Here is a 22,050-nt window from a genome sequence, read left to right as displayed (position 1 = left end):
CATGTTCTGCCGGGCATGCGTAGAGACGTGCTATAGCGCGTCTCTACAGACCTGAGCAAGGCATGCGTAGAGACGTGCTATAGCGCGTCTCTACAGACCTGAGCGGTGGTTAAAAAATTCGGGAAGTTATCTTTTGTCATTCTTTATTTTATTTTTGCCACAATGAGGGTGATGTCATCTTCCTGATCTGCATCGCCATAATGTTCAAACGCTGATTTCAAAATGTTGTCCTTGATTTCTGCCGCACTCAAGCCTTCAGCTTGCTGGAATACCTGTTTGAGTTTTCTCAAACCAAACATGTCACCATCGTGGTTCACATTTTCAATAATGCCATCAGTGTACCAGATCAGGACATCATCCTGTTCCAGTTGAATGCTTTTTACGTCATATTCACTGTTGTCCACATAACCCAATTGATTGTGATAGGTATGAAGACTGATCACTGAACGTTTCTGTTCACGAGCCCCGGCCTGGATTGTAAATTTGTTCGGCCGCCAAACCAGGCAGGGAGTATGGGCCGCACTGGAATAAGACATGATTCTGGTTTTTAAATCAATGACTGAATAGAAAAAAGTCATACTGTAAAGACCTTTGGTTGTAGAATAAAGGATTTTATTGAGCAGACCAAGAAGAAAGGATGGGTTGAGCAGTCGTGGGTCCGCTTGTCCCCAGTTTTCTGTGTTGCGGCGATATTCATCCAGTGAATGATAAAAACTGTTCACCACTCCGGTAATGATGGCCGCCGGCACACCATGACCCATCACATCGCCAATCAGAATATCCAACCGTTCCAATTCCGGGTAGTAACGATAATCATACCAGTCACCACCGGTTTCAGACGCGGAATGATAGAAGCTGGCTATTTCAATGTCTTGTAAATGCGGGTCATCTTTGGGAATCAGCAAATCCTGAACTGTTTGTGCTGTTTTCAGTTCCATTTGCTGTCGTTGGGCTTCCTGAAGTGACCGAATGGCTTCCTTGAATTTGAGATGATTTTCAATTCTTGCCAGCAGTTCTTCTTTCTGAAAGGGTTTCACCACATAATCATTTGCGCCAGCCTGAAAGCCCAGCACCAGGTCTTGAGGCTGGTTTTTGGCGGTGAGCAGGATAATGGGCAACACGGCAGGTTCCCATTTTTCCCGCAACTTCAAACAGACTTCATAACCACTCATTCGGGGCATCATCAAATCCAGCAAAATTAGATCCGGTTTCTGTTGTTCCACTTTGCTCAACGCCTGAAATCCATCTGACGCGCTCCAGACCACATAGGCTTTGAGGGATAACTGATTTTTAAGTACCTGAATATTGACAGGTTCATCATCCACCACCAAAATGATTTTCAGGTCATGCTTATCGGGATCTGATATTCCGGTCATCGCCACAGAAACAGACTCCTCTTCCATGTGTTGCCAGGTGGAATCCTGAATTGCTATAGGGGTCTTTGTGGAATCACGATTTTGATTTTTAGAAACCGGTAAGGTGAAACTGAAGGTGGATCCTTTTCCAGATTCACTTTCCACCTGAATCTTGCCGCCATGCAATTCCACCAGTGTTTTTGCGACTGAAAGCCCAAGTCCGGTTCCGCCATATTCTCTGGCGACGGAACCATCCCCCTGTTCGAACGAGTCAAAAATGGTGGCGTGTTTTTCGACTGGAATCCCGATTCCGGTGTCAGAAATACTGACTTTGATTTGATCGCCACACAACTCAGCGGCAGCGGTGACTTCGCCTTCATGTGTGAACTTGATGGCATTGCCGATCAAATTCAGCAGTATCTGTTGAACACGGTTTTCATCCGCATCGACCAGAGGAAGATCATCCGCAATGGTGTTGATCAGTTTGAGTTTTTTTTGACTTACGAGCGAATGTGACAGGTTTAGAGCCATTTCCACAGCCCCGCGTACATCGACATGTTTGAGCTGAAGCTGGATCTCACTGTGTTTCATTTTAGAGAAATCCAGGATGTCATTCACCAATCCTGCCAGACGTTGTCCGCTATGAACAATCATTTGCAGATTGGTTTTCACTTCAGGAGAAAGGGTTCCACCTGTTCCTGATAACAAGGAATCCGCAATTCCGATGATGCCATTCAGCGGAGTGCGTAATTCGTGAGAAGTATTTGCCAGAAATTCATCTTTGAGTTTATCAGAACGTTTGAGATTATCCACGGCTTTGATCTGGGCATACAGGGCTTCTTCCTGGGCCTCCAAGGCGGCCTGCTGGGCAAGATACTTGTCTTTTTTCAGGATATTGATTCTGTCGGCCAAACCAAGTGACAACAAAATTACTTCGAGAGTTGAACCGACATATATTCCATAACTGGCAAAACCACTTTTTGCCAGAATGTTGCCTTCCGCCAGTCCACGGGTTATGCCGCCAGCCATCAAAACAACCCAAGCCGCCAGATAATATCCTGCAGGACGGTAGTCCTCCTTCCAGACCAGAAATCCATTGACTGTCAAAATGAGGGGGACCAAAACCAGCATGGGGAGAAACAAGCCAATGACCCAGATATAGTTGAATACAAAAATGGTGGGGATCATGAGTAACTGGAGGATTATCAGTCGTTTAAGCCATTTGTCCATTCCGGGGGTAAAACGCGCGGTATCCAGAAAGGACCGCCCAAACGCTACGGCTCCTGCGATAGTGAAACTTATAAAGACAAAATAAAAACGATTGGTCCACCAGGTTGACAGGTGGGGCCAAAAATATTGATTGGTTCTTGTGTCAGCAGACAATTCAAAAAGTAAAAATGAGGATAGAAAAAAAACGTAATACAGGTAGCTCTCATCTCTCACTGTCCGAAATATAAACAGATTATAGAGAATCATCACTACGAGAATGCCATAAAACATTCCGAACCAGAGTTCCCGAACCAGATCCCGTTCATGAAAATAGCTTTCTTCCCACAGTCTAACAGGATATGCCACGCCACCTTCATCATACAGCCGCAGGTAGATAAATTGCGTTTTTTCCAGGGGCGGTAGACGAAACAAGTGATGCCGATGATGAACATCCCGATCGATGAACGGAATCCTCTCACCGCCACGCATCAAGGCATAAGTCCCATCCGGGTGAATGAGGTACACATCCACTTCATCGACCAGGGGCTCACCTAATTCCAGCAACCAGGTTCCTGTTGCGTTGGAAAAATCTCTGAGTTCCAGACGCATCCAATGAACGGACTGGGTGACTCCCATGTTGGGAATCTCCTGGGTGCTTTGCTGAAACAGTTTGTCGGAAGGAGTGTCAAGAATTTGTTCAATCGTGAATTTGCCTTCAGGATCTTCCAGAATATCAACGGATTTTCCTAAAACATACACTTGCTTTTCCTGTTGCCATGTGACTGGTTCCGCAAAAATCAATGACGGATACAGGAGCAAAACCCAGCCCCCGAAAAATGACAGGGACGCGATCCAGGTATGAATCAATAGCATGTATTTTTTATAAGCCATGATGATCTGCCATAAGCACTGGTATTTTGGGAATAAAAATTTAACTGGAACAACCATCCTTTTTCTGAAAGGAATATTCATGTCCCCGAATTCATTATGAAGCAATTTTCGGGACTGTCAAAATTCAACAGGAAGCTGTTTATCGGATAATTCCCAGTTTGAATTTAATGATTGACAGGCTTCAAGGTCTATAGTTTATATGTAAATTCTTATCCGTTAGGTCAATGCAAAATATCAGGAAACTCTTTATTTTAACTGGGATGAATCGAAATGGCTAACATTCTGGTCGTAGATGATGACACCAATGTCGTTCAACATGTTCGAACCGTGTTGTCTGAGATGGGATATGAAGTGAAATTCATTACTCAACCGACTTTCTTGATGGATCGTCTTGAGAAGGAAAGCTTTGATCTGCTGCTGCTGGATATTTATATGCCGCAAACGGATGGGATTACGTTGCTCAAATTATTAAAAAACCATGCGGTGTTCCATGAGATTCCAGTGATTATGCTGACTGGTGAAGAAAATGATCAAACCCTGGCGAATTGTTTTGATCATGGCGCGACTGATTATTTAACAAAACCGATCAAACAACTGATTCTCAAGGCCAGAGTCAAAAACGCGCTGACGTCCAAGTTTGAACAGGACCGATCCAAAAAATACATGGAGGAACTGGAGCAATATAAAAATCATCTGGAAAAACTTATCCGGTCCCGCACTCGTGAACTCCAGCAAACCAATGAAAAACTCCAGCATGAAATCTGGGAGCACCAGCAGAAAGAAGCTTATTTGAGGGTTTTGACCCGTGCGATAGAATCCCTTACCGAAGGCGTGCTGATTACAGATCCTCATACCCGGGGGCATCAGGCTGTTTATGCCAATGAAGCGTATCTTCGTTTGACAGGTTATTCCGTAGAAGAAGTGATTGGTCAACCCGTTAATTTTCTTGATGGAGAACACACAGATACTTTGGCAATGGAACAAATTCGCCAATCAATCATGAAACATACGGTTTACCGGGGTGAATTGATGACCTATCAGAAAAATGGCACGCCCTTCTGGAACGAACTGACCCTCAGTCCTGTGTTTGATCCCATGGGACAAGCCAGTCATTTTGTATGGGTACAGCGGGATGTGACCGCAAGAAAAGTGACAGAAGAAACGCTGATGGAAATCAATGAACAACTGGTGGTAACCAACCATGAACTGAAAAACACCCAGGCCCAGTTGGTACAATCCTCGAAACTCGCATCCCTGGGAGAAATGGCAACAGGCATCGCCCATGAACTCAATCAACCCTTGAGCACGATCCAGATGTCCTCCAAAAATTATTTACGTTCCATTGACAGAGGACATCAGGAAGATCCGATTCCCACCATCCAGAAAATTTTGAAACAAGTCGAAAGGGCTTCATTGATCATCAATTATCTAAGGGTTTTTGGCCGGGATACCCAGCATTCATCCCGATCAGAACATGATTTGTCACAAATCATCCATAATTCCTTCACACTGATCAATCGACAACTGGAGCATCAGAATATACAAATATTCATGCATTTCCCGATTGAGCCGTTGCCCCTGATTAATTGTTATCCTGTCCAGATTGAGCAAGTCTTGATCAATTTACTGATGAATGCCAAAGACGCACTGACTGGAAGAGAACATAAAATGATCCATATCAGAGTTTATATGAAGGATACCTGGATTGTGACGGAAGTAGAAGACAATGGCACCGGTATTCCAGCAGAAATCCAGGATAAAATTTTTGATCCGTTTTTTACCACCAAGGAAGTCGGAGCGGGAACTGGTTTAGGCTTATCGATCAGCTATGGGATTCTTCAGGATCATGGCGGACGTCTGGAAGTGCATTCAGATGGAACCACCGGAACATGTTTTCATGTGTACCTGCCTGTTGTGCAACCCAAGCAATAGCGTGGTTTATTTAAAGAGCAGATTTCGGATTCGTTCATATTCTTCGAGGGAATAAAATTCGATTTTGATCGATCCCTGTCCCTGATGAAAATTCAAATGAACCTTTGTTCCCAGTTGCTGAACCCACTCTTCCTGCTGATGCAACAACTCAACCTCGATTTCCCGACGAGTCAACTTTCTTGCGGATGTGGCTTTTGTTTTGAATTCATGAAGGCGGTCACGAACTTTGGTTTCTGTTTCCCTGACAGACCATTCCTGCCGCAAGATCAGTTCTCTCATGCGTAATTGTTCTGCTTCATCTGCCAATGACAGTAAGGGGCGGGCATGACCGCTGCTCAATCGACCTTCTTCCAGGTCATTCAAAATTGGAGATGGTAATTGCAACAAGCGAATGGCATTGGCAATGGTCGCCCTGTTTTTTCCAATCCGGCTCGCCAGTTGTTCCTGAGTATATCCATGCGTGTTCAATAAGTCCTCATAACATCGTGCTTCTTCAACCGGAGTCAGATTTTCACGTTGGATGTTTTCCAGCAGCGCAACTTCCAGCAGATCCTGATCGGACACTTCCTTGATCAGACACGGGACATCCGTGATATCCGTCATCTGGATCGCCCGCCAACGGCGTTCTCCCGCAATCAGTTCAAAACAACCATTCATGGTTTTTGACCGGCGAACCACCAGTGGTTGTATGATGCCTTGATTACGGATGGACTGCGCTAAACCTTTGAGGGATTCTTCATGAAATCTTTTGCGAGGCTGTTTGGGGTTTGGAAGAATATTTTCCAGGGGAATTTTCAAAAGAACTTCTTTGGATGAGACCATACAGTTGACTCAGGCAATCACACCAGTTTTTTAAGATAAACCAGGAATTCACGGTTGTTGCTTTTTTTACCTTCTATGGGGGAAATGCTCCACTGACACACCTCAAAACCAAACAATCTGGCCGCATCGGTTATTTCCTGTTGAACCCGTGCATGAACGTCTTCATCGGATACTTTCCCGCGTTTTCCAATTTCCTGACGCCCTGCTTCAAACTGGGGTTTGACCAACGCGATCACGTCGCCTCCCGGTTTCAGAAACTCATGCGTTTTGGGGAAAATAAGCTTGAGCGATATGAACGATGCGTCAATGACAATCAAATCCATCATTTTACCAATTTTTTCAAAAGGAAGATGACGGATATTGGTTCTTTCCAGTGAGGTGACGGCAGGGTGCTGCTGAAGTTCCCATGCCAGTTGACCATAGCCCACATCAACCGCATATACATGTTCGGCCCCTTGAAGCAACAGACAGTGGGTGAACCCACCTGTCGAAGCGCCGATATCCATGACAATTTTGTGCTGAGGCGATATTCCGAAGACTTCCAGAGCATGTTCCATCTTGAGTCCCCCCCGACTGACGTAGGGATGAACTTTGGCTTCCACTTCTAACGTGGCATCCTGTTCAAACATTTTACCAGCCTTGTCCACGGGAACACCATTGACCTTAACTTTTCCTGCAAGAATCAAAGCCTGTCCTTTTTCCCGGGATTCCACCAGTCCCCGCTCTACTAGCAATTGATCAATTCTGGTTTTCATAGAGGGTGTTTGTCAGATGGAAATCACAGAAGTGTGACTTGTGAAGGAGAAAATGGGCGGTATGTCAGGAGTGCACAAGAGAACTGCGATTCTCTCATGCATGAGACTCATGTATCATTTGACATGTTGGGAACCAGCAACTTTTGATCAGGTTGCAGGCTGTGGGGAGAAGAAATTCCGTTGAGTACCAGTAATTTTTCTACAGAGGTGCCATAAGTTTGAGCAATTTTCCACAAGGTATCTCCTTTGCGGATTCGGATTACATGATGAGGTTGTTCTTTATCCGTAGAAGAGCCTGGTGCAACGATCAGGGTTTGCCCGGCCTTCAAATCTCTGGGATGGTCAAGGTTATTCCATTGCAATAACTGCTCTACGGAAGTACTGAAACGGATCGCTATTTCTGACAATGTCATCCCTGTGGGAACCTCAATCACACGATATTTTCCGCTATCAATGTTATTCTTTGTTGAGACAGGTCGGGAGACCGTTTTGCCGACAATCAACTTCTGGTTTGCTCTCAGTTGTGATGGCCGTGTGAGGCCATTCCACTGCATGAGGGTGTTCACACTGACGCGGTATTGCCGCGAAAGTTGAGACAAGGTCATGCCAGGTTTGACTGTGATAGAGTAGCCATTGGCGGGTGGTTCAATCACGGGTTGTGATTTACGGGAAGCCGCAAGATTGAAAACTTTCCATGTAGGAATATAAACTTTTAATCGTTGATTGATTCGCAGAATACTATGCTTATGAAGATGATTCCATTCCATCAATCGTTGGACGGAGGTATTGTGTTTTCGTGCCAACGTCCACAGATTATCTCCCCGATGGACATAAATATAAACGGAATCGCCATGTTCTGCCAGAATTTGTGTCATACTGGATGAGTAATCCAGATAATCCGCATACGATTTATCCAGGCGTTGTTCTGGTTCGGGATTCTGTTCAAGCGAAGCCAATAAGGGCTCATGCTTTTCTTTGGGCAAAATCAAAGAGTATTCCTGTTCGTGCAACGGTGGTATGCCACGATAAAGCGCAGGATTAAGATCCATCAGTTCTTCCATGGAGACTCCTGCTCTTTTTGAAATTTCCTGTAAGGAATAATTGGAGGAAATTTTTACAGAATCTTCGATCATTGGTAATTCAGGTTCAATATGCTCCAGACCATAAGCCTTCAGGTTTTTTGAAATAATCGTGACAGCCATGAGCGCTGGAACATAATTTCGTGTTTCACGGGGAAGTTTCAAGGACCAGAAATCTGACGCGACGCCAAGAGCTTTCGCTTTTCTAACCTGACGCATCACCCGGCCTTCACCTGTATTATAGGCCGCAACCGCCAATTCCCAATTGCCAAACATATCATATAGGTAGGTAAGGTATTTAGCGGCGGATTCAGTTGATTTAACAGGGTCCATACGTTCATCAATCCACTTGTTGATCTTAAGTCCGTACAAGCGCCCGGTTGAAGGAATAAATTGCCACAATCCCACGGCGCTTTTATGCGATCTTGCCCGCGGATGATAATTACTTTCAACGGCGACCAGATACGCCAGATCCAGGGGCAGATTTTTTTCAGCAAATATTTTTCTGATCATCGGCAAATACTTACCGGAACGATGTAATCCGGTTTCGAGTACTTTTCGACGTTTATACAGATAGAAAGACTTCAACTGTTCTACCCGTTTGTTCTCAACAATAGGAATGTCATATTGGACGGTTTCCGTTTCAGTTTGTTTTTCTTCAAACTCATTGATGAGTTCGGAAGTCTCTTCAACTTCTGGCTGATTGATTGCGAGATCCTCTGTTTCAGCAGCAATAATTTCATCTTCATCTGAAAGAACCGGATCTTCAACCACAACCAGGTCGTCAGGAATATCGCTCTCTTCTTCAAGATCGGAAGCGGTATCCATTTCAAAGTTGTTCTCAAGTTCAGGTTCTGTCAATTGTTCAGAGACTTCGGTATCACTAAAAAGATCAGAGCTTTCCTCTTCGGAAATAAACAGGTCCTGTTCGTTGAATTCCTGATTCGTATCAGAATTCTCTCCAGTATTATCCGTGATAATGGAATCCTCCACGTTTTCTTGAGAAAAAATCACGGGTAAGAATATTTCATTTTCATCTGAAACCACAGATTCCTGAACATCATTGTCTGAAACCACAGGTTCCTGGACATCATTGAATGGATCAGGGGGCACGGACGCAGTTTCTGTTGACTGTGGGGCTACTGTCTGAGTCTCTTCAACCACAGAGACAGGAAGCTCCTCAGAAACGGCTGTGTTGGAGGACTTGTTTTCAGGAAGGATATCATTTTTTGTAACAGCTTGAGTTGTGGATGCAGTATCAGTCAATGGCGTACTGATTGGTGTGGCAGTGCACGCATTGATGAATAGCAGAGTTGAACTGATAACGAGAATCAAAGATTGATTTAACATTTTATTGCCTGAAACAGATTGATAATTGTTTGATTTGATAATGATTGAATAACAATTGAGAGCTTGTATGACAAGCTAAAATATGCCAGACAATACCTTCAGTCCCGGCTAAAACATGGGTAGAACTTGTTTGAAGTTCTTTAGCATAGTTCAGGCCAAATCCCCAATAAGGCTTTTTAAAAACATTTAAACATTACCCGTCTTATCCGAACAGGAGCTCTCTTATGGATGATTATTTTGAATATTTAAACCAACGCAAGCAATTGAGCTATTATTACAGAAAAAAGCTTCTTTACCCAGTTTATTTATCGGTATTACCCGGACGAGGACTGGAGATAGGCTGTGGTCTTGGCGAATTCCTGCAAATGGCTGATCAGTTTATCGGTGTGGATGTGAATCAGGATGTTGTGGACTTCTGTCGGAACCAGAAACTCGATGTTCGCAGGGGGACGGCCACAAATCTTCCATTTTCAGAGGCACAATTTGACAGTGTGCTGCTGGACAATGTGTTTGAACACATTGATCAGCCTGAGGCCTGTCTGAAAGAAACCAAAAGAGTCATGAAACAGGGCGGAAATCTGCTAATCGTTGTTCCTAACAAAAAAGGATGGGGGATGGATCCAACACATGTCACGTATTGGGATGAACATAATTTGCCGGAAATAATAGAAAAAGCCGGATTTCAAGTACTGCAACAAAGGCATTTCCCGTTATCCAGCAAAAAACTGGGAAACTGGATCTGGCCCTACAACACATTTTATGTATTAGCGAAAGCAATCGGCAGTGGTTCCGTTTGATGTGAAACATTTTGTCTGGTCTTTTTTCAATTGGAAACCTTGGCTGAACGTATTCTGACCGCTCATACGCTCGAAAAATTGTTCAGGTTCTGATAGATCGGTCTGCCCGCTGAAAACGGAACTTCGATGAAGTTTTGGCACCAATGATCAATACTTGACCTGAAAATCCTACAGGAGTTCTTTTATGAAAAAAATAATTACCACACTGCTACTGTTGACATTGGCAGGGTTGACTGGATGGCAGGTTTATGAACGTCTCATGAGTTCTGGTGGACCTTCAGGCAAAAAAAAAGGGTCATTAGCCGTGGCGGTTGAAACAGAAGCGGTTCAGCAACGACTGATTCAGGATATTGGCCAGTTCACGGGGACATTGTTTGCCAGATCCAGAGTTGTGGTGGCCCCCAAAATCAACGGACATCTCAAAAAACTGTGGGTGAATATTGGCGACAGTGTGAAGCCCAATCAATTGCTGGCGCAACTGGATGATGATGAATATGTGCAACAAAGCCATCAGGCACAAGCTGCGGTGGAGGTCGCCAAAGCCAATATGGAAACAAGACTCAACGCAATGGAACTGGCGCGCAGACAACTGGAAAGATCCCGTGCGTTAAAGAATAAAAAGTTGCTGTCTGCCACTGAACTGGAAAACGCGGAATCTCAATTTGCCCAGCAACAGGCCGATTACCGGGTGGCACAAGCTCAGGTGACTGAAAAACAATCGGAATTGGAAGCGGCCAATATCAGACTGTCCTACACCAGAATCAGTGCGGTCTGGGATGAGATTCCCCTGCGGGAACGGGTGGTGGGAGAGCGTTTTGTGGATGAAGGCGCTTTGCTGAGTCCCAACTCACCCATTGTTTCCATTCTGGATATTTCATCACTGGTTGCGGTGATTCATGTGACAGAACGGGAATATTTCAAATTAAACCCCGGACAAAACGCTGTCGTATTCAATGATGTCATGGGACAGAAAACGTTTCACGGGAAAGTCGTAAGGATTGCGCCCATGATCCAGGAAACTTCCCGTGAAGCACGGGTTGAAATTGAAATTCCCAATGCGGATCACGGACTAAAGCCCGGAATGTTTGTGCGTGTTTCCATTCAATTCAGCGAACATCCCAACGCCACTGTTATCCCCTTAAAAGCCATTGTGGAGCGGGATGGCCAAAAGGGCATTTTTCTGGCCAACACCCAGGAAATGAAAGTTGTGTTCACACCTGTCACACAAGGGATTGTTCAGGGGGAATGGGTAGAGATTGTTCAGCCATTGCTGGCTGGGCAGGTGGTCACTCTGGGACAGCATTTACTCCAGGATGGTTCGGAAATTGTCTTTCCAGTAAAAAATACTGAGTCCTCCTCAGAATCCCCTCAGCAATAAAGGTTAAAAAAGGTTAAAGGGAAAAGGTTAAGGGTTCATATGCATCCTAAAATAGGTTTTCAACTTAAGGACTCCCCAATTTATCATTTTTGGTTCACCCTTTCGGGTGTCTGTACCCTTTGACCTTTGACCTTTGACCTTTTTTAACCTTCCAATAATACCGAGGTGTCGATGAATATGTCCCAAATTTCTGTACAGCGTCCGGTGTTGATCACGATGCTGGTCATGATTGTGATGATTCTCGGGGGTATTTCCCTGCAACGCATCCCGATTGATCTGATGCCTGAAATCACTTATCCCACCCTGAGTGTGATCACCAGCTATGAAAACGCGGGACCGGAGGAAATTGAAAATCTGATAACCCGCCCCATTGAACAGGCTGTCAGTGCCGTGCCCGGAGTGGAAGATGTCACCTCCAGATCCAGTTCGGGGAGCAGTCTGGTAAGAATCGCGTTCACCTGGGGCACCAATCTGGATACTGCCGCCAATGACCTGCGCGATCGACTGGATCGTATCATGAGCCGTCTGCCGGAAGGTGTGAGCCGCCCCACCTTGAGAAAATTTGATCTCTCACAGTTTCCAATCCTGATCATGGGTGTCACCAGCCATCTCGAACCCATTGAAACCGAAAGCATTGTGCAGGATCAGGTCCGATACCGGATTGAGCGTCAGCCCGGTGTGGCCAGTCTGGATATCTGGGGTGGCTTGACCCGTGAAATCCATGTGGAAGTGTTTGCGGATAAACTCAAGGCTTTGGGACTTTCCTTTGATGAGATTGTGAGAGGATTGCAATCACAAAACATCAATCTGCCCGTAGGAACCCTGAGAAAAGGCAACTACAACTTTGTGGTACGAACCGTCGGCGAATACAACTCGCTGAAAGAAATTGAGCAGACGGTCATTGCCATGCGGGAAGGCATCCCCATTCAGTTGAAGGAAATTGCCACGGTCGAGGATTCCTGGCAACGGGTTAGCCAGATTATAAAAATCAATGGTCAAAAGGGAATTCGAATTTCTGTGCAGAAACAATCCGGTTCCAATACGGTGGAAGTCGCCCGGGCTGTGTTGAAAGAAATGGAGCGGATCAACCAGGACATTCCCCAACTCACCCTGACCCCACTCGTTGATACTTCTGATTATATCGAACGCTCCATCAACAATGTCAGCAGTTCCGCATTTTATGGCGGAATTCTGGCGGTGGGCATCCTGCTGTTCTTTTTGCGGAATCTCCGTAGCACGCTGATCATTGCCACGTCCATTCCTGTGTCCATCATTGCGACCTTTGGCCTGATCTACAGTGCTGGATTCACCCTCAACATGATGACGCTGGGTGGCTTGGCGATTGGGGTGGGGATGATTGTGGACAATGCCATTGTGGTGCTGGAAAACACCTTCCGGGTCCGCAGCACAGGTGTTTCTTCCCGCAAGGCGGCCATCAGCGCCAGTCGTGAAGTGACACCGGCAATTATCGCCAGCACACTCACAACACTCGTGATTTTTCTGCCGTTGATCTTTGTTCGTGGAATGTCCGGAGTGATGTTCCAGCAACTGGCCTATGTGATCAGCTTCGCATTGCTGTGTTCCCTGATGGTTTCCCTGACATTTATTCCGATGCTGTCCTCACGGTTGCTGGATGATTCCGCGCTTTCAGCATCCAACGCGTTTCATGAACGCAAGTTTCTGGCGCCAGTGTTTCATGGACTGGAAGGTCTGTTAACCGGCCTGGAACTTGGCTACAAATCCAGTCTGGAATGGTCGCTCCGTTATCGCTGGTGGGTGGTGGGAATTACCATGACGCTCTTTGGGGCAAGCTTTCTGCTGATTCCGCTGGTGGGTGTGGAACTCATGCCGGCGGCTGATCAGAATGAAGTACGGGTGAATCTGGAAATGGATGTTGGAACCCATCTGGATGTCATGGAAGCAAAGCTGAACGACATTGAAGCCATTGTCCGGGCAGAAGTGCCTGAAGCCAGCAACATCATCAGTCGTGCCGGATCCAGCAACTGGGGCGGTGGCGGAGGACACACCGGGAATATTCAGATCGCACTCAAGCCTTCCACAGAACGGACACGTTCCAGCGATGACGTTGCCAATGATCTGCGGAAAAAACTGGTGAATATTCCGGGAATGACCATCCGCACCCGTCCGGGGCAGGGGTTGTTCGTCTTCCGTATGATTTCTGGTGGAAACAATGATTCCATTGAAATTCAGGTACGGGGATATGAGCTGAAAACCGGCAATTTGCTGGCAGAGCAGATTAAAAAAACCATTGAAAACGTGAGTGGTATCACCGATGTACAAATCAGTCAGGAATCCGGACAACCCGAGGAGCGGATCAAGGTCGATCGTGACCGGGCCGCGGATCTGAATTTGACGGTATCCGGTGTGGCCAGAACACTTCAGGCCATTGTGTCAGGAATTCAGGGCAGTAAATTTCGGGAAGGTGGCAAGGAATATGATATTCTGGTCAGTGTGAAAAACGCGGATCTTATGAGTCTGGAAGAAGTGCTTCAACTCACCATGATCAATGCCGTGGGCCAGCCTGTGATGCTCAGAAATGTGGTGAGTTCACAACTGGACACGGCTCCTGTCCAGATTGAACGCAGTGGTCAGCAACGGGTGATTGCCATTTCCGCCAATATTGCAGGTCGGGACCTGGGGACTGTCGTGGATGAACTCCGTCAGCAACTGTCCCGAATTCCTGTACCCAAAGATTTCAACATTGTGATCACCGGGGATTATGAAGCACAACAGGAAGCGTTTGGCGAACTGATGATCGGTATGATCCTCGCACTGATTCTGATTTATATGGTCATGGCCTGTCTGTATGAATCACTTCGGGATCCACTGCTGGTCATGTTTTCGGTACCGCTTGCCCTTATCGGGGTGGTGCTGATTTTGTTTTTGACCCACTCAACCTTCAATGTGCAGTCTTACATCGGTTGCATCATGCTGGCGGGAATTGTGGTGAACAACGCCATTCTGCTGGTGGACACCGTCAATCTGCTCCGAAACGAAATTCCTCTGCATGAGGCGATCATCGAATCCGGACGACGGCGTTTGCGCCCCATCCTAATGACAGCGTCCACGACTGTTCTGGGGATGGTTCCCATGGCATTGGGATTGGGTGAAGGCGGTGAAACCCAGGCTCCTATGGCCAGGGTCATCATTGGAGGTTTGACCAGTTCCACTCTGATCACCCTGATTTTCATTCCTGTACTCTATTCTCTGTTTGAACAATGGATTCCTAAAAAGACCCATCAGGAAGAAGAGTGAGGGGAGGGATGAGCAAACAACCAGGCAATTGGAAAAACTCATAAAACGGCCTTATTTTTCCAGGCTGGAAGCAATAAGTACCCGATCAAAAGTTTTTTAATATTAAGCTGGTTCCTGAAGTCTCGTCGGGAACCGTTCCATAACGCACCTCTGGTGCCCTTCCACGGTTCGTTGGCACGCCACCGGAGGTGGGCTAAGGAGGGTTTCCCACCAGAGGTAGGGAACCAGATTAATGTTTAAAGATTTATGGTCGGGTACTTACTTGCGTTCAAGTCTGCAAAATATCATATCAACCAATGGAACAAGCCATATATCCTGTTTTGTGCACGATAAAATCTAATTGCCAAAAGAAAATTGTTATGAAATAGATTTTGTATGTTTACTAACCCTGAACAATGCCCCTAACATCTATACGGAGACCTTATGGAAACTCTAAATAATCATAAAAAAAATAACTGGTTGCGCTTTTTTCAGCAGACCACGGTCGCACTTGGTCTGGTGAGCATGGTGAGTTGCGGACTGCTACCTGAAGAGGAAGAGAAAACCACTTCATCGTCATCCAGTTCCAGTTCCAGTTCTGCCACCACATTGACCGAGGGATCTTCCGGAATGAAATCTGCCATGCCGATTAATGTGGCAATTGCGTCCAACACGGCCAAACGCACTTCAAAAAAAGCCAGAGTGGAACGGCAAACAACTCAACCCGCTAACCCGCCAACCAATCAACCAACTGGTACGACAACACAGCCCGCAACAACTGGTACTGCAACTCCAGCGACAACCGGCACAACGACTACAGGCAGTGATTCCAAACCCCAGGAGACAACCACAACATCCAGTGATTCAGAAACACCACCTGAAGATATGTCTGGAAAATTGGCGGATCTGGCAGGTGTGTTGACAGCAACTGACTATGGCACCTGTGATGATGCCATTCCGGGCGATATTATCGCAGGAGTCAGGGTTGCGGATTGTTATGGACCAGCATTGAAATACACAAACCACCCAGATGCAACCTCTGGAACTTCCGCGACTGGAAATGGAGGTTCCAGTTCTGAACTTCCTACGGGAGATCTGGGACTATGGTCTGAGACAGAAGCCAGTACAGGGGAAGCCTGTGGCGCGGCCAAACTGAATTCACTGGTGATGAATACTGCTGTAAAAATTGATCTGGGACTTGGTGCTGAAGCCATGATGATTTGTGCCGCACAGATTGCCGGACAAAGCTTGCCTGAAGTCGGACAGACGGTAGATTTGACCACAATTCTGACGTCCAATAAAGTCGGTGCGGATATCAATCTGAGTGTCAGCAGTGCGTCCATTGAACGGTTGAGCGACAGTAGCGATGGATTCAAGGTGTATCAGTCTAAGCTCAATGGTTCGATCACACCTAAAGCAGGTGACACCACACCCCAGAATTTCAAATTGACCCTCAAGCATGTTCCGACGAATGAAGCCAATACAACAGGAAAAGGCCTGCTGACCCTCATCATCAAGGGGTTGAAAGATAATAAAGTTGGAACAAGTTCCGATTTGGCCACATCCGTTGTGTATAACAAAACGGAGAGCAACCTGAATTATCGGATGGTGCAGTCTTCGTTTGCTGAACAAACGTCAGATGATTACTTTCAGGAAGATGGACAGGTTTATTCAATTCCAAAATCGACCTCCAATGCTGGCGGATCGAATGTGGCACCACCTCCAGGCACAATCACACCCGGCACACCAACAGGGCCTGCAACGACCACCACACCAACGGGGCCTACGACCACCACACCTGCTACAAGGGTCACCACTACAGGCTGGACAGAGGGCTATCATGTCATGATTGGTGATGTGGACAAGGATGGCGTTGGGAAACTGGTGTTTTCGTGGCAAGCTGGAAGTGGGGATGGCTACACCCGAACATTCAATGTGGAAACCAAAGCGGATGGCACTGGCAATGCCTATTTTGGATTTGCCAAAAATCCTGATGCCTCCAGCAATTATGGACCAACGGTTATAGACCGAATGGTTTGTAACTGGGCAGGACCCAACAATCAGAAAACAGGATTGTCCAAAGTTCAGAAGCAGGAACTTAAACTGAACAGTACCTCAGGTGTATGGGAATCGGCTACGTCTTATATCCTGTATGCGCCAACCAACAGTTGTGACTGGAATCAAAGTCAGGGTTCTACTACTTTTGGTGAAGGAACTACAGCTTTGACTTTTCCTGTGACCAACAAGCTGTATGATTTGGCCACTTACCGGACGGAATTTACTCAACCCACCGCACCGTCGGCGCCTTGAAGGCTGATGAAAAATAAGTTGTAAAAGTGTTACCCTCCCAGCCTCCCCTTGCCTAGGTCTGTAGAGACGCGCTATAGCACGTCTCTACGCATACCCGGCAGGAAATGTATGTTGAAAAGTTATGGAAGTTATTTTTCGGTATTCCTTAACAGCCTTGAACCTCCCCTTACCAGGCAAATCAAGACAGTGATTCACCAGACGTGAGCCTTAGTCCACACCTCGCCAGGGATACTGGAACATGATGATGACTTCACCGCCTTCATCACCGGTCGCATATTCTAACCGGTATACATTGCCGGAACCTCCAACCAGACGAACCCCTGTGCCGGCAGTGCTTCTGACAATTTTACCCAAATCTTCCTGTTTTTCCGAAACACTGCCCTGTTCCAGAAAAAAAACAAATTGCATTGCCTGCATGATGTCATTGAAAAAATATAAATCCATGTTGCTGGTGCTGGTGTTATAATTCCAGCGAAATTCTGTGCCGTATAGCAGGGTATGAGCGGCCTGATAACGGCCTTGCGGATATGAGCGCAACCGGTCGGGTCCACCCAAAGCATGTGCTGTTCCATGGGTATTGGCATTGATGGTGTTTTGAGCTTCTTCCAGTTTGGCTTGTTCGCAGGCCGCCTGGTCGGGGACAAACTGACAATAGGCATAGCCATTTTCTTCAAGTAGACGTTCCAGATTGGTATTCCCCTCATGGCTTACGAAAGCATCTGAGCGAAACAGATGGAAAACCATCGTGCTTTCCTTCATCAGCGGAAGATACCATGTCAAACCATTGGCGAGTGTCATGAATTCAGGGTTGTCAACTTCTTCAGCATAGGATTTGTCAAATGACATGTTATAACGCAAGCCTGCACGGGGATCGTTGAAATCATCCGTCAGGTCCAGTTGGAGCCGCAAACCATTTCCTTTGGAGTGGAAATCATCAGGATTTTCAATTTTGGTAATCAGGATGCCTTCGGAATCCAGAATTTCAGTGGCTCTTCCAGTAGCGTTCCGAAAAACGATTCCGGTCTCCATACGTCGGTCAAACAAGCTCAAAGTGACTAAAAATTCGTTGTTCACATACTTGTTGCCCACATAAATATTATAGTCCTCTTTTTCGCTTTCCATTCCGCGAGTGCTGTAAAAGTTGACACCAAACTTACGGATGTCCAGGCGTGAGGCCGACAAATAGACTAATTTGGGAATGACAAAGAATTCCGTCATGGATGACACATACCCCTCGGCATCACCAGTGAGTCCAATGATATAGGCATCTGTTGAGGTTTGCATGATGTTTCCCATGTACCCCACCAGCATCAAGCCCTCACCAATACCGGGATAATTATAAGGAGCAGGAATTATCAGATAGCCTGAATTCTGGTCGAATTGATCTTTTCTGCGTTCGGGTCCCATGGCCCACCCACTGGAAACCATGAAAAACAAGATAACACTGATCACTCCAATAATTTCTGACATTTTCCGCATAAGCCCCTCCTGTTGGATGTTCTAAAATTTTTCGCAATGGGTGTGTTTTTATCCATTTGGCCAATGATAGTCAATGTTATAGAAACTCAGAATTATCATTGAAATCGCGATGATATCACAGAACCGGTTCCTCATAATCACGATTGTGACACTTGAATTTAATGATAAATGCGTCTCACTCCTATTTATTGGCAAAGGTATTGCTTGATATATCAACGTTTGGTGTTCATGGAAAAGCCAAATTCCCGAATATCTGTGACCAGGATGGTCCACTTTTGTAAAACAGGGAGAGATTCAGTATGAAAAATCTAAATGCCGGTAATAAAAAAATGGATGCTGTTTCTGGCATGTTACCGACAGACAATAGACAACAAAAACCTACGGCAACGCTGTCCGGCCCCGCAAAACAGATTTTTGTGAAGATACATCAGGAAATTGAAGAGCAAGGCTGGCATACTGTCAGAGACGACATCCAGGAAAGACAAATACTGGAATCCTTGCAAAAAAGACTGTTTTCAGGAGAATCTCCAGAAGTGATTTCCAGTGAGTTTGAAACATGGAAAACCAGAACCTTACCCACTCCGATCGCGGAAATTCCATTTGTTTCAGAACCAGACATTTCAGAGGAATTTTTGCAGGATGTCAGGGCAGAGGATTCCCTGTTTGAGGATATCCTCTGAATTGTTCTTCCAGCTTAATGTCCTGTCAATAATATAGACACGAACACCCTTCCCCATTTAAAAAATGAACAAAACGATTCCCGGCTTGCTCGCAATTATATTTTTTTGTTTCCAGGCTTCCACAGGATTGGCGGAAAACAGGATGTTGAACGCCCGGGTCTATTTTCTTAAAGGCAACTCTTACCTGAAAACACAGGAATTTCTGAAAAGTATTGATAATTTTTCATTGGCACTGCAATTCTCACCCGACTTCGCGGAAGCATACCATAAACGTGGAAGCGCGTGGTATGGATTGAAAAATTATGAAAACGCTTGTGTTGACTGGAAAGAGGCCTGCAAACTCGCCCTCATTTGCCAGGGATGGAATCTTGGAAAAGAACTTAAAATCTGCGGCAATGACTTAAAAAGACAGGAATGATGTCGGAAAAATATTTGCTCAGAATGAAATAAATTTTCATCAGGGGATTGATTAAAATATTTCTTTCTTTTAAAAGAAACACAGACTCACTTTGTTTCTATAACTTTTGTTCTAAAAGTAAGCTTATGTCTAAAAAATGGTTGACTCAAATTTTGATGGTGATTGTTGTTTTAAGCATTCATCCCGTACCACTGTTTTCAGCACAACCGATGTATCTGCTTCAAAAAGATCTCAACAAAACGCCGGTTGCGGAACGCTCTCCCGCAGAACAGCAAGCAATTGCCAAACAGTTTTGGGAAGTCGTATCCCTGCATGGCACTGAAAGGGGGTACCGGGAATTTCTAAAGCTGTTCCCTGCAAGTCCCTGGAGCAAGGAAGCCTTTGAAAAAGCTGTGAATCATCTTCATCAGAAACAGATTGCCCCCTTCACAGACACACGTATTTACCAACGCGCGTTTGCGATCAACTTCCGTATTTTGCAACCGCCAGACAGCAAACAATTTGGGATTGGAACCAATTTTTCTCCGGTGGCCATTGATCTGGCCCGTGGAAAAGGCGGCGGCGCATTTGAAGTGTTGAATGCTGATCTCAGTTTGATGGCACACATTTTTCCGACCCATATCACCATTGTTAAAATTCCGGAAAGTACTGCGGTGGCCTATATCAAAAAAAATGAAAATGCGGACAGCATGCTGATTTTCAGTCGGGATAACAAATTGGTTGTAGTTTCAGAACAACCGGCAGACAAGCCGACCAGTGTGATTGTCTATGATATGGAAACCCAGAAAGAACTGAGTGTGTTCAAAGACATGGGGGCAATCCAGGCAACAGCGATCAGTCCTGACAAACAATTGCTGGCAGTCTTGAACAACGATGGCAAAATCAGGGTATGGGAAATCAATGGTCAAAAGCTCGTAACCTCGTTCAACACCTCACGCAGCACCTCAAAAATCGCTTTCGATTTTGAAGGCGTCTATGTGTTGAGCGAAGGTAAAACAGGACAGAGCAAACAATCGGTTTATGATCTGGCAACCCAACAATTTGTGAATAAAGCAGAATTGTTTGACCAGCGCGTTCAGAAAGACCTGGAGCTGTCATCCCTTCCACTCCCTGAAGTGCTGGTGAACTGGCAGGATACTGTTTATCTTAAAAAACTTCGGCCGGGAGTATATCAATACCAGGAACGGTACCTGCCGATTGCGGTGAATACCAAAGCCAAACTTCTGGCAAAAAATATTTCAATCACACATGATGAAATATCAGTCATGCAACCAGCCTTGAGAATGTCCACAGCCATTAAAGTTCCGGCCGCGGCCTTATCCCCGGGGAAAAGTGGTGAAATCACAGTGACTTCCGCCTATCATTTACCGGCAATGTATTCCTATTTTGTCCAGTACCGCGGAAGTGATTATATTGTTCCTGACGGCTCCGGAAAAGAACCTGAAACCATTGACATGGCTCAACCGGCTGAAGTCAAAGCAATTGTGATTGAATCCAGACAACCGGAACCTCCTCCGGTTGTGGTAGAGAAAAAAATTGAAATCGCGGAAACACCACAGCCTGCTGTAAAAAAGATTGAAATCAATCCTGAACCTGCTCAGGTTGCGGTGAAAAAGATTGAAATCAATCCTGAACCTGCTCAGGTTGCGGTGAAAAAGATTGAAATCAATCCTGAACCGACCCAGGTAATTCCAGAAAAAAAACTGATCAGCATCAATATGGATGAGCCCGCACCGGTGATTCCTGAAAAGAAAATCATCACGCCACCTATTCCTGAGAAAAAAGTGGTCAACATCAATATGGACGATACCCCCGAAGAACTTCCGATTCCGACTCCACAGAAAAAGCCTGAAGTTGTCAAGGTTATCGGACTGGATGAGGCTCCACCGGAATTTGATGTATCAATGACGTTGCTTTCACGAGTGATCCAGAAATCACAGTATGAACGTGAAAAAATCCCACTGGAATTCAATTTAAAGTTAGTATCCAAAGCGCAAAAAGCGTTCGATGTTCAGGTTTTTGTGGATACCAACGTGATTTCGACATGGAGTGTGGATATGTCAGGCAATGTTAGATCTGGAAGCCAGACTGAAAAATATGTCAAAAAATTCACAGTCCGTGTCCCCGCCAACAAAAGTGTTGAGCGCAAAATCTCACTGGGAACCCTCTATCTGGGGGCAACCTACAAAGGCAATGGGGTTTCCCGTTCCTTCAATAAACAGATTCAGGATTATCATGCCAAGGTTCTGGACAGCCAACCTGTAATGTAAAACCGGTTTTCTCCCTGAGGTCGATGTTCTCCATGATTTCAGGGGGATTTCTTTAATAAAATCCCTTGCC

General features: G+C 45.7%; 13 protein-coding genes. 8 read left to right on the top strand and 5 right to left on the bottom strand.

Annotation, left to right across the window (positions count from 1 at the left end; translation table 11 throughout):
* Positions 1-143 precede the first annotated feature (143 nt).
* Positions 144-3,455, bottom strand: coding sequence for a SpoIIE family protein phosphatase (locus HQM11_13210; protein MBF0351985.1), 3,312 nt, complete (start codon positions 3,453-3,455; stop codon positions 144-146).
* 270 nt (positions 3,456-3,725) lie between these two features.
* On the opposite strand from HQM11_13210, the gene HQM11_13205 reads away from it, so the two are divergent.
* Positions 3,726-5,387 carry a response regulator gene (locus HQM11_13205; GenBank protein ID MBF0351984.1) on the top strand — a complete coding sequence of 554 codons (1,662 nt, stop codon included), beginning with the start codon at positions 3,726-3,728 and terminating at the stop codon, positions 5,385-5,387.
* Positions 5,388-5,393: 6 nt separating this feature from the next.
* On the opposite strand, the gene HQM11_13200 is transcribed toward HQM11_13205, so the two are convergent.
* From HQM11_13200 to HQM11_13190, 3 genes are all read right to left on the bottom strand, one after another.
* Positions 5,394-6,209, bottom strand: coding sequence for a ParB/RepB/Spo0J family partition protein (locus HQM11_13200; protein MBF0351983.1), 816 nt, complete (start codon positions 6,207-6,209; stop codon positions 5,394-5,396).
* Positions 6,210-6,226: 17 nt separating this feature from the next.
* Positions 6,227-6,964, bottom strand: coding sequence for a TlyA family RNA methyltransferase (locus HQM11_13195; protein MBF0351982.1), 738 nt, complete (start codon positions 6,962-6,964; stop codon positions 6,227-6,229).
* A gap of 107 nt (positions 6,965-7,071) precedes the next feature.
* Positions 7,072-9,393 (bottom strand): LysM peptidoglycan-binding domain-containing protein, encoded by a 2,322-nt coding sequence (locus tag HQM11_13190; protein MBF0351981.1) that lies wholly within the window; start codon positions 9,391-9,393, stop codon positions 7,072-7,074.
* A 224-nt stretch (positions 9,394-9,617) separates the two neighbouring features.
* On the opposite strand from HQM11_13190, the gene HQM11_13185 reads away from it, so the two are divergent.
* The 4 genes from HQM11_13185 (at position 9,618) to HQM11_13170 (ending at position 17,133) form a co-directional block, all read left to right on the top strand.
* Positions 9,618-10,190 (top strand): methyltransferase domain-containing protein, encoded by a 573-nt coding sequence (locus tag HQM11_13185; protein ID MBF0351980.1) that lies wholly within the window; start codon positions 9,618-9,620, stop codon positions 10,188-10,190.
* Between the two features lie 184 nt (positions 10,191-10,374).
* Positions 10,375-11,568: an efflux RND transporter periplasmic adaptor subunit gene (locus tag HQM11_13180; protein ID MBF0351979.1), complete on the top strand. Its 1,194-nt coding sequence runs from the start codon at positions 10,375-10,377 to the stop codon at positions 11,566-11,568.
* A gap of 171 nt (positions 11,569-11,739) precedes the next feature.
* Positions 11,740-14,844: an efflux RND transporter permease subunit gene (locus HQM11_13175; GenBank protein ID MBF0351978.1), complete on the top strand. Its 3,105-nt coding sequence runs from the start codon at positions 11,740-11,742 to the stop codon at positions 14,842-14,844.
* Positions 14,845-15,267: 423 nt separating this feature from the next.
* Positions 15,268-17,133, top strand: a complete 1,866-nt coding sequence (locus tag HQM11_13170; protein MBF0351977.1) for a hypothetical protein — start codon at positions 15,268-15,270, stop codon at positions 17,131-17,133.
* Positions 17,134-17,340: 207 nt separating this feature from the next.
* Here HQM11_13170 and HQM11_13165 read toward each other — a convergent pair whose 3' ends face one another.
* Positions 17,341-18,612, bottom strand: coding sequence for a hypothetical protein (locus HQM11_13165; protein ID MBF0351976.1), 1,272 nt, complete (start codon positions 18,610-18,612; stop codon positions 17,341-17,343).
* 299 nt (positions 18,613-18,911) lie between these two features.
* Here HQM11_13165 and HQM11_13160 point away from each other — a divergent pair, with 299 nt between their 5' ends.
* The 3 genes from HQM11_13160 to HQM11_13150 all read left to right on the top strand — a co-directional run bounded on the left by HQM11_13160 (position 18,912) and on the right by HQM11_13150 (position 21,980).
* Positions 18,912-19,292, top strand: a complete 381-nt coding sequence (locus HQM11_13160; protein ID MBF0351975.1) for a hypothetical protein — start codon at positions 18,912-18,914, stop codon at positions 19,290-19,292.
* A gap of 142 nt (positions 19,293-19,434) precedes the next feature.
* Complete coding sequence (locus tag HQM11_13155) at positions 19,435-19,710, top strand: hypothetical protein (protein ID MBF0351974.1); 276 nt, start codon at positions 19,435-19,437, stop codon at positions 19,708-19,710.
* Positions 19,711-19,835: 125 nt separating this feature from the next.
* Positions 19,836-21,980 carry a hypothetical protein gene (locus HQM11_13150; GenBank protein ID MBF0351973.1) on the top strand — a complete coding sequence of 715 codons (2,145 nt, stop codon included), beginning with the start codon at positions 19,836-19,838 and terminating at the stop codon, positions 21,978-21,980.
* The last annotated feature ends 70 nt before the right edge of the window (positions 21,981-22,050 follow it).

This window comes from SAR324 cluster bacterium (genome assembly GCA_015232315.1).
Classification (GTDB): Bacteria; SAR324; SAR324; order SAR324; family NAC60-12; genus JADFZZ01.
Note: the sequence above shows the minus strand (reverse complement) of the source record. Positions and strands in the feature narration are given on the sequence as shown.

Bases quoted from the DNA above. Each gene is read 5' to 3' on its own strand.
- HQM11_13210 (MBF0351985.1), bottom strand. From the start codon at position 3,455: ATGGCTTATAAAAAATACATGCTATTGATTCATACCTGGATCGCGTCC.
- HQM11_13205 (MBF0351984.1), top strand. From the start codon at position 3,726: ATGGCTAACATTCTGGTCGTAGATGATGACACCAATGTCGTTCAACAT.
- HQM11_13200 (MBF0351983.1), bottom strand. From the start codon at position 6,209: ATGGTCTCATCCAAAGAAGTTCTTTTGAAAATTCCCCTGGAAAATATT.
- HQM11_13195 (MBF0351982.1), bottom strand. From the start codon at position 6,964: ATGAAAACCAGAATTGATCAATTGCTAGTAGAGCGGGGACTGGTGGAA.
- HQM11_13190 (MBF0351981.1), bottom strand. From the start codon at position 9,393: ATGTTAAATCAATCTTTGATTCTCGTTATCAGTTCAACTCTGCTATTC.
- HQM11_13185 (MBF0351980.1), top strand. From the start codon at position 9,618: ATGGATGATTATTTTGAATATTTAAACCAACGCAAGCAATTGAGCTAT.
- HQM11_13180 (MBF0351979.1), top strand. From the start codon at position 10,375: ATGAAAAAAATAATTACCACACTGCTACTGTTGACATTGGCAGGGTTG.
- HQM11_13175 (MBF0351978.1), top strand. From the start codon at position 11,740: ATGAATATGTCCCAAATTTCTGTACAGCGTCCGGTGTTGATCACGATG.
- HQM11_13170 (MBF0351977.1), top strand. From the start codon at position 15,268: ATGGAAACTCTAAATAATCATAAAAAAAATAACTGGTTGCGCTTTTTT.
- HQM11_13165 (MBF0351976.1), bottom strand. From the start codon at position 18,612: ATGCGGAAAATGTCAGAAATTATTGGAGTGATCAGTGTTATCTTGTTT.
- HQM11_13160 (MBF0351975.1), top strand. From the start codon at position 18,912: ATGAAAAATCTAAATGCCGGTAATAAAAAAATGGATGCTGTTTCTGGC.
- HQM11_13155 (MBF0351974.1), top strand. From the start codon at position 19,435: ATGTTGAACGCCCGGGTCTATTTTCTTAAAGGCAACTCTTACCTGAAA.
- HQM11_13150 (MBF0351973.1), top strand. From the start codon at position 19,836: ATGTCTAAAAAATGGTTGACTCAAATTTTGATGGTGATTGTTGTTTTA.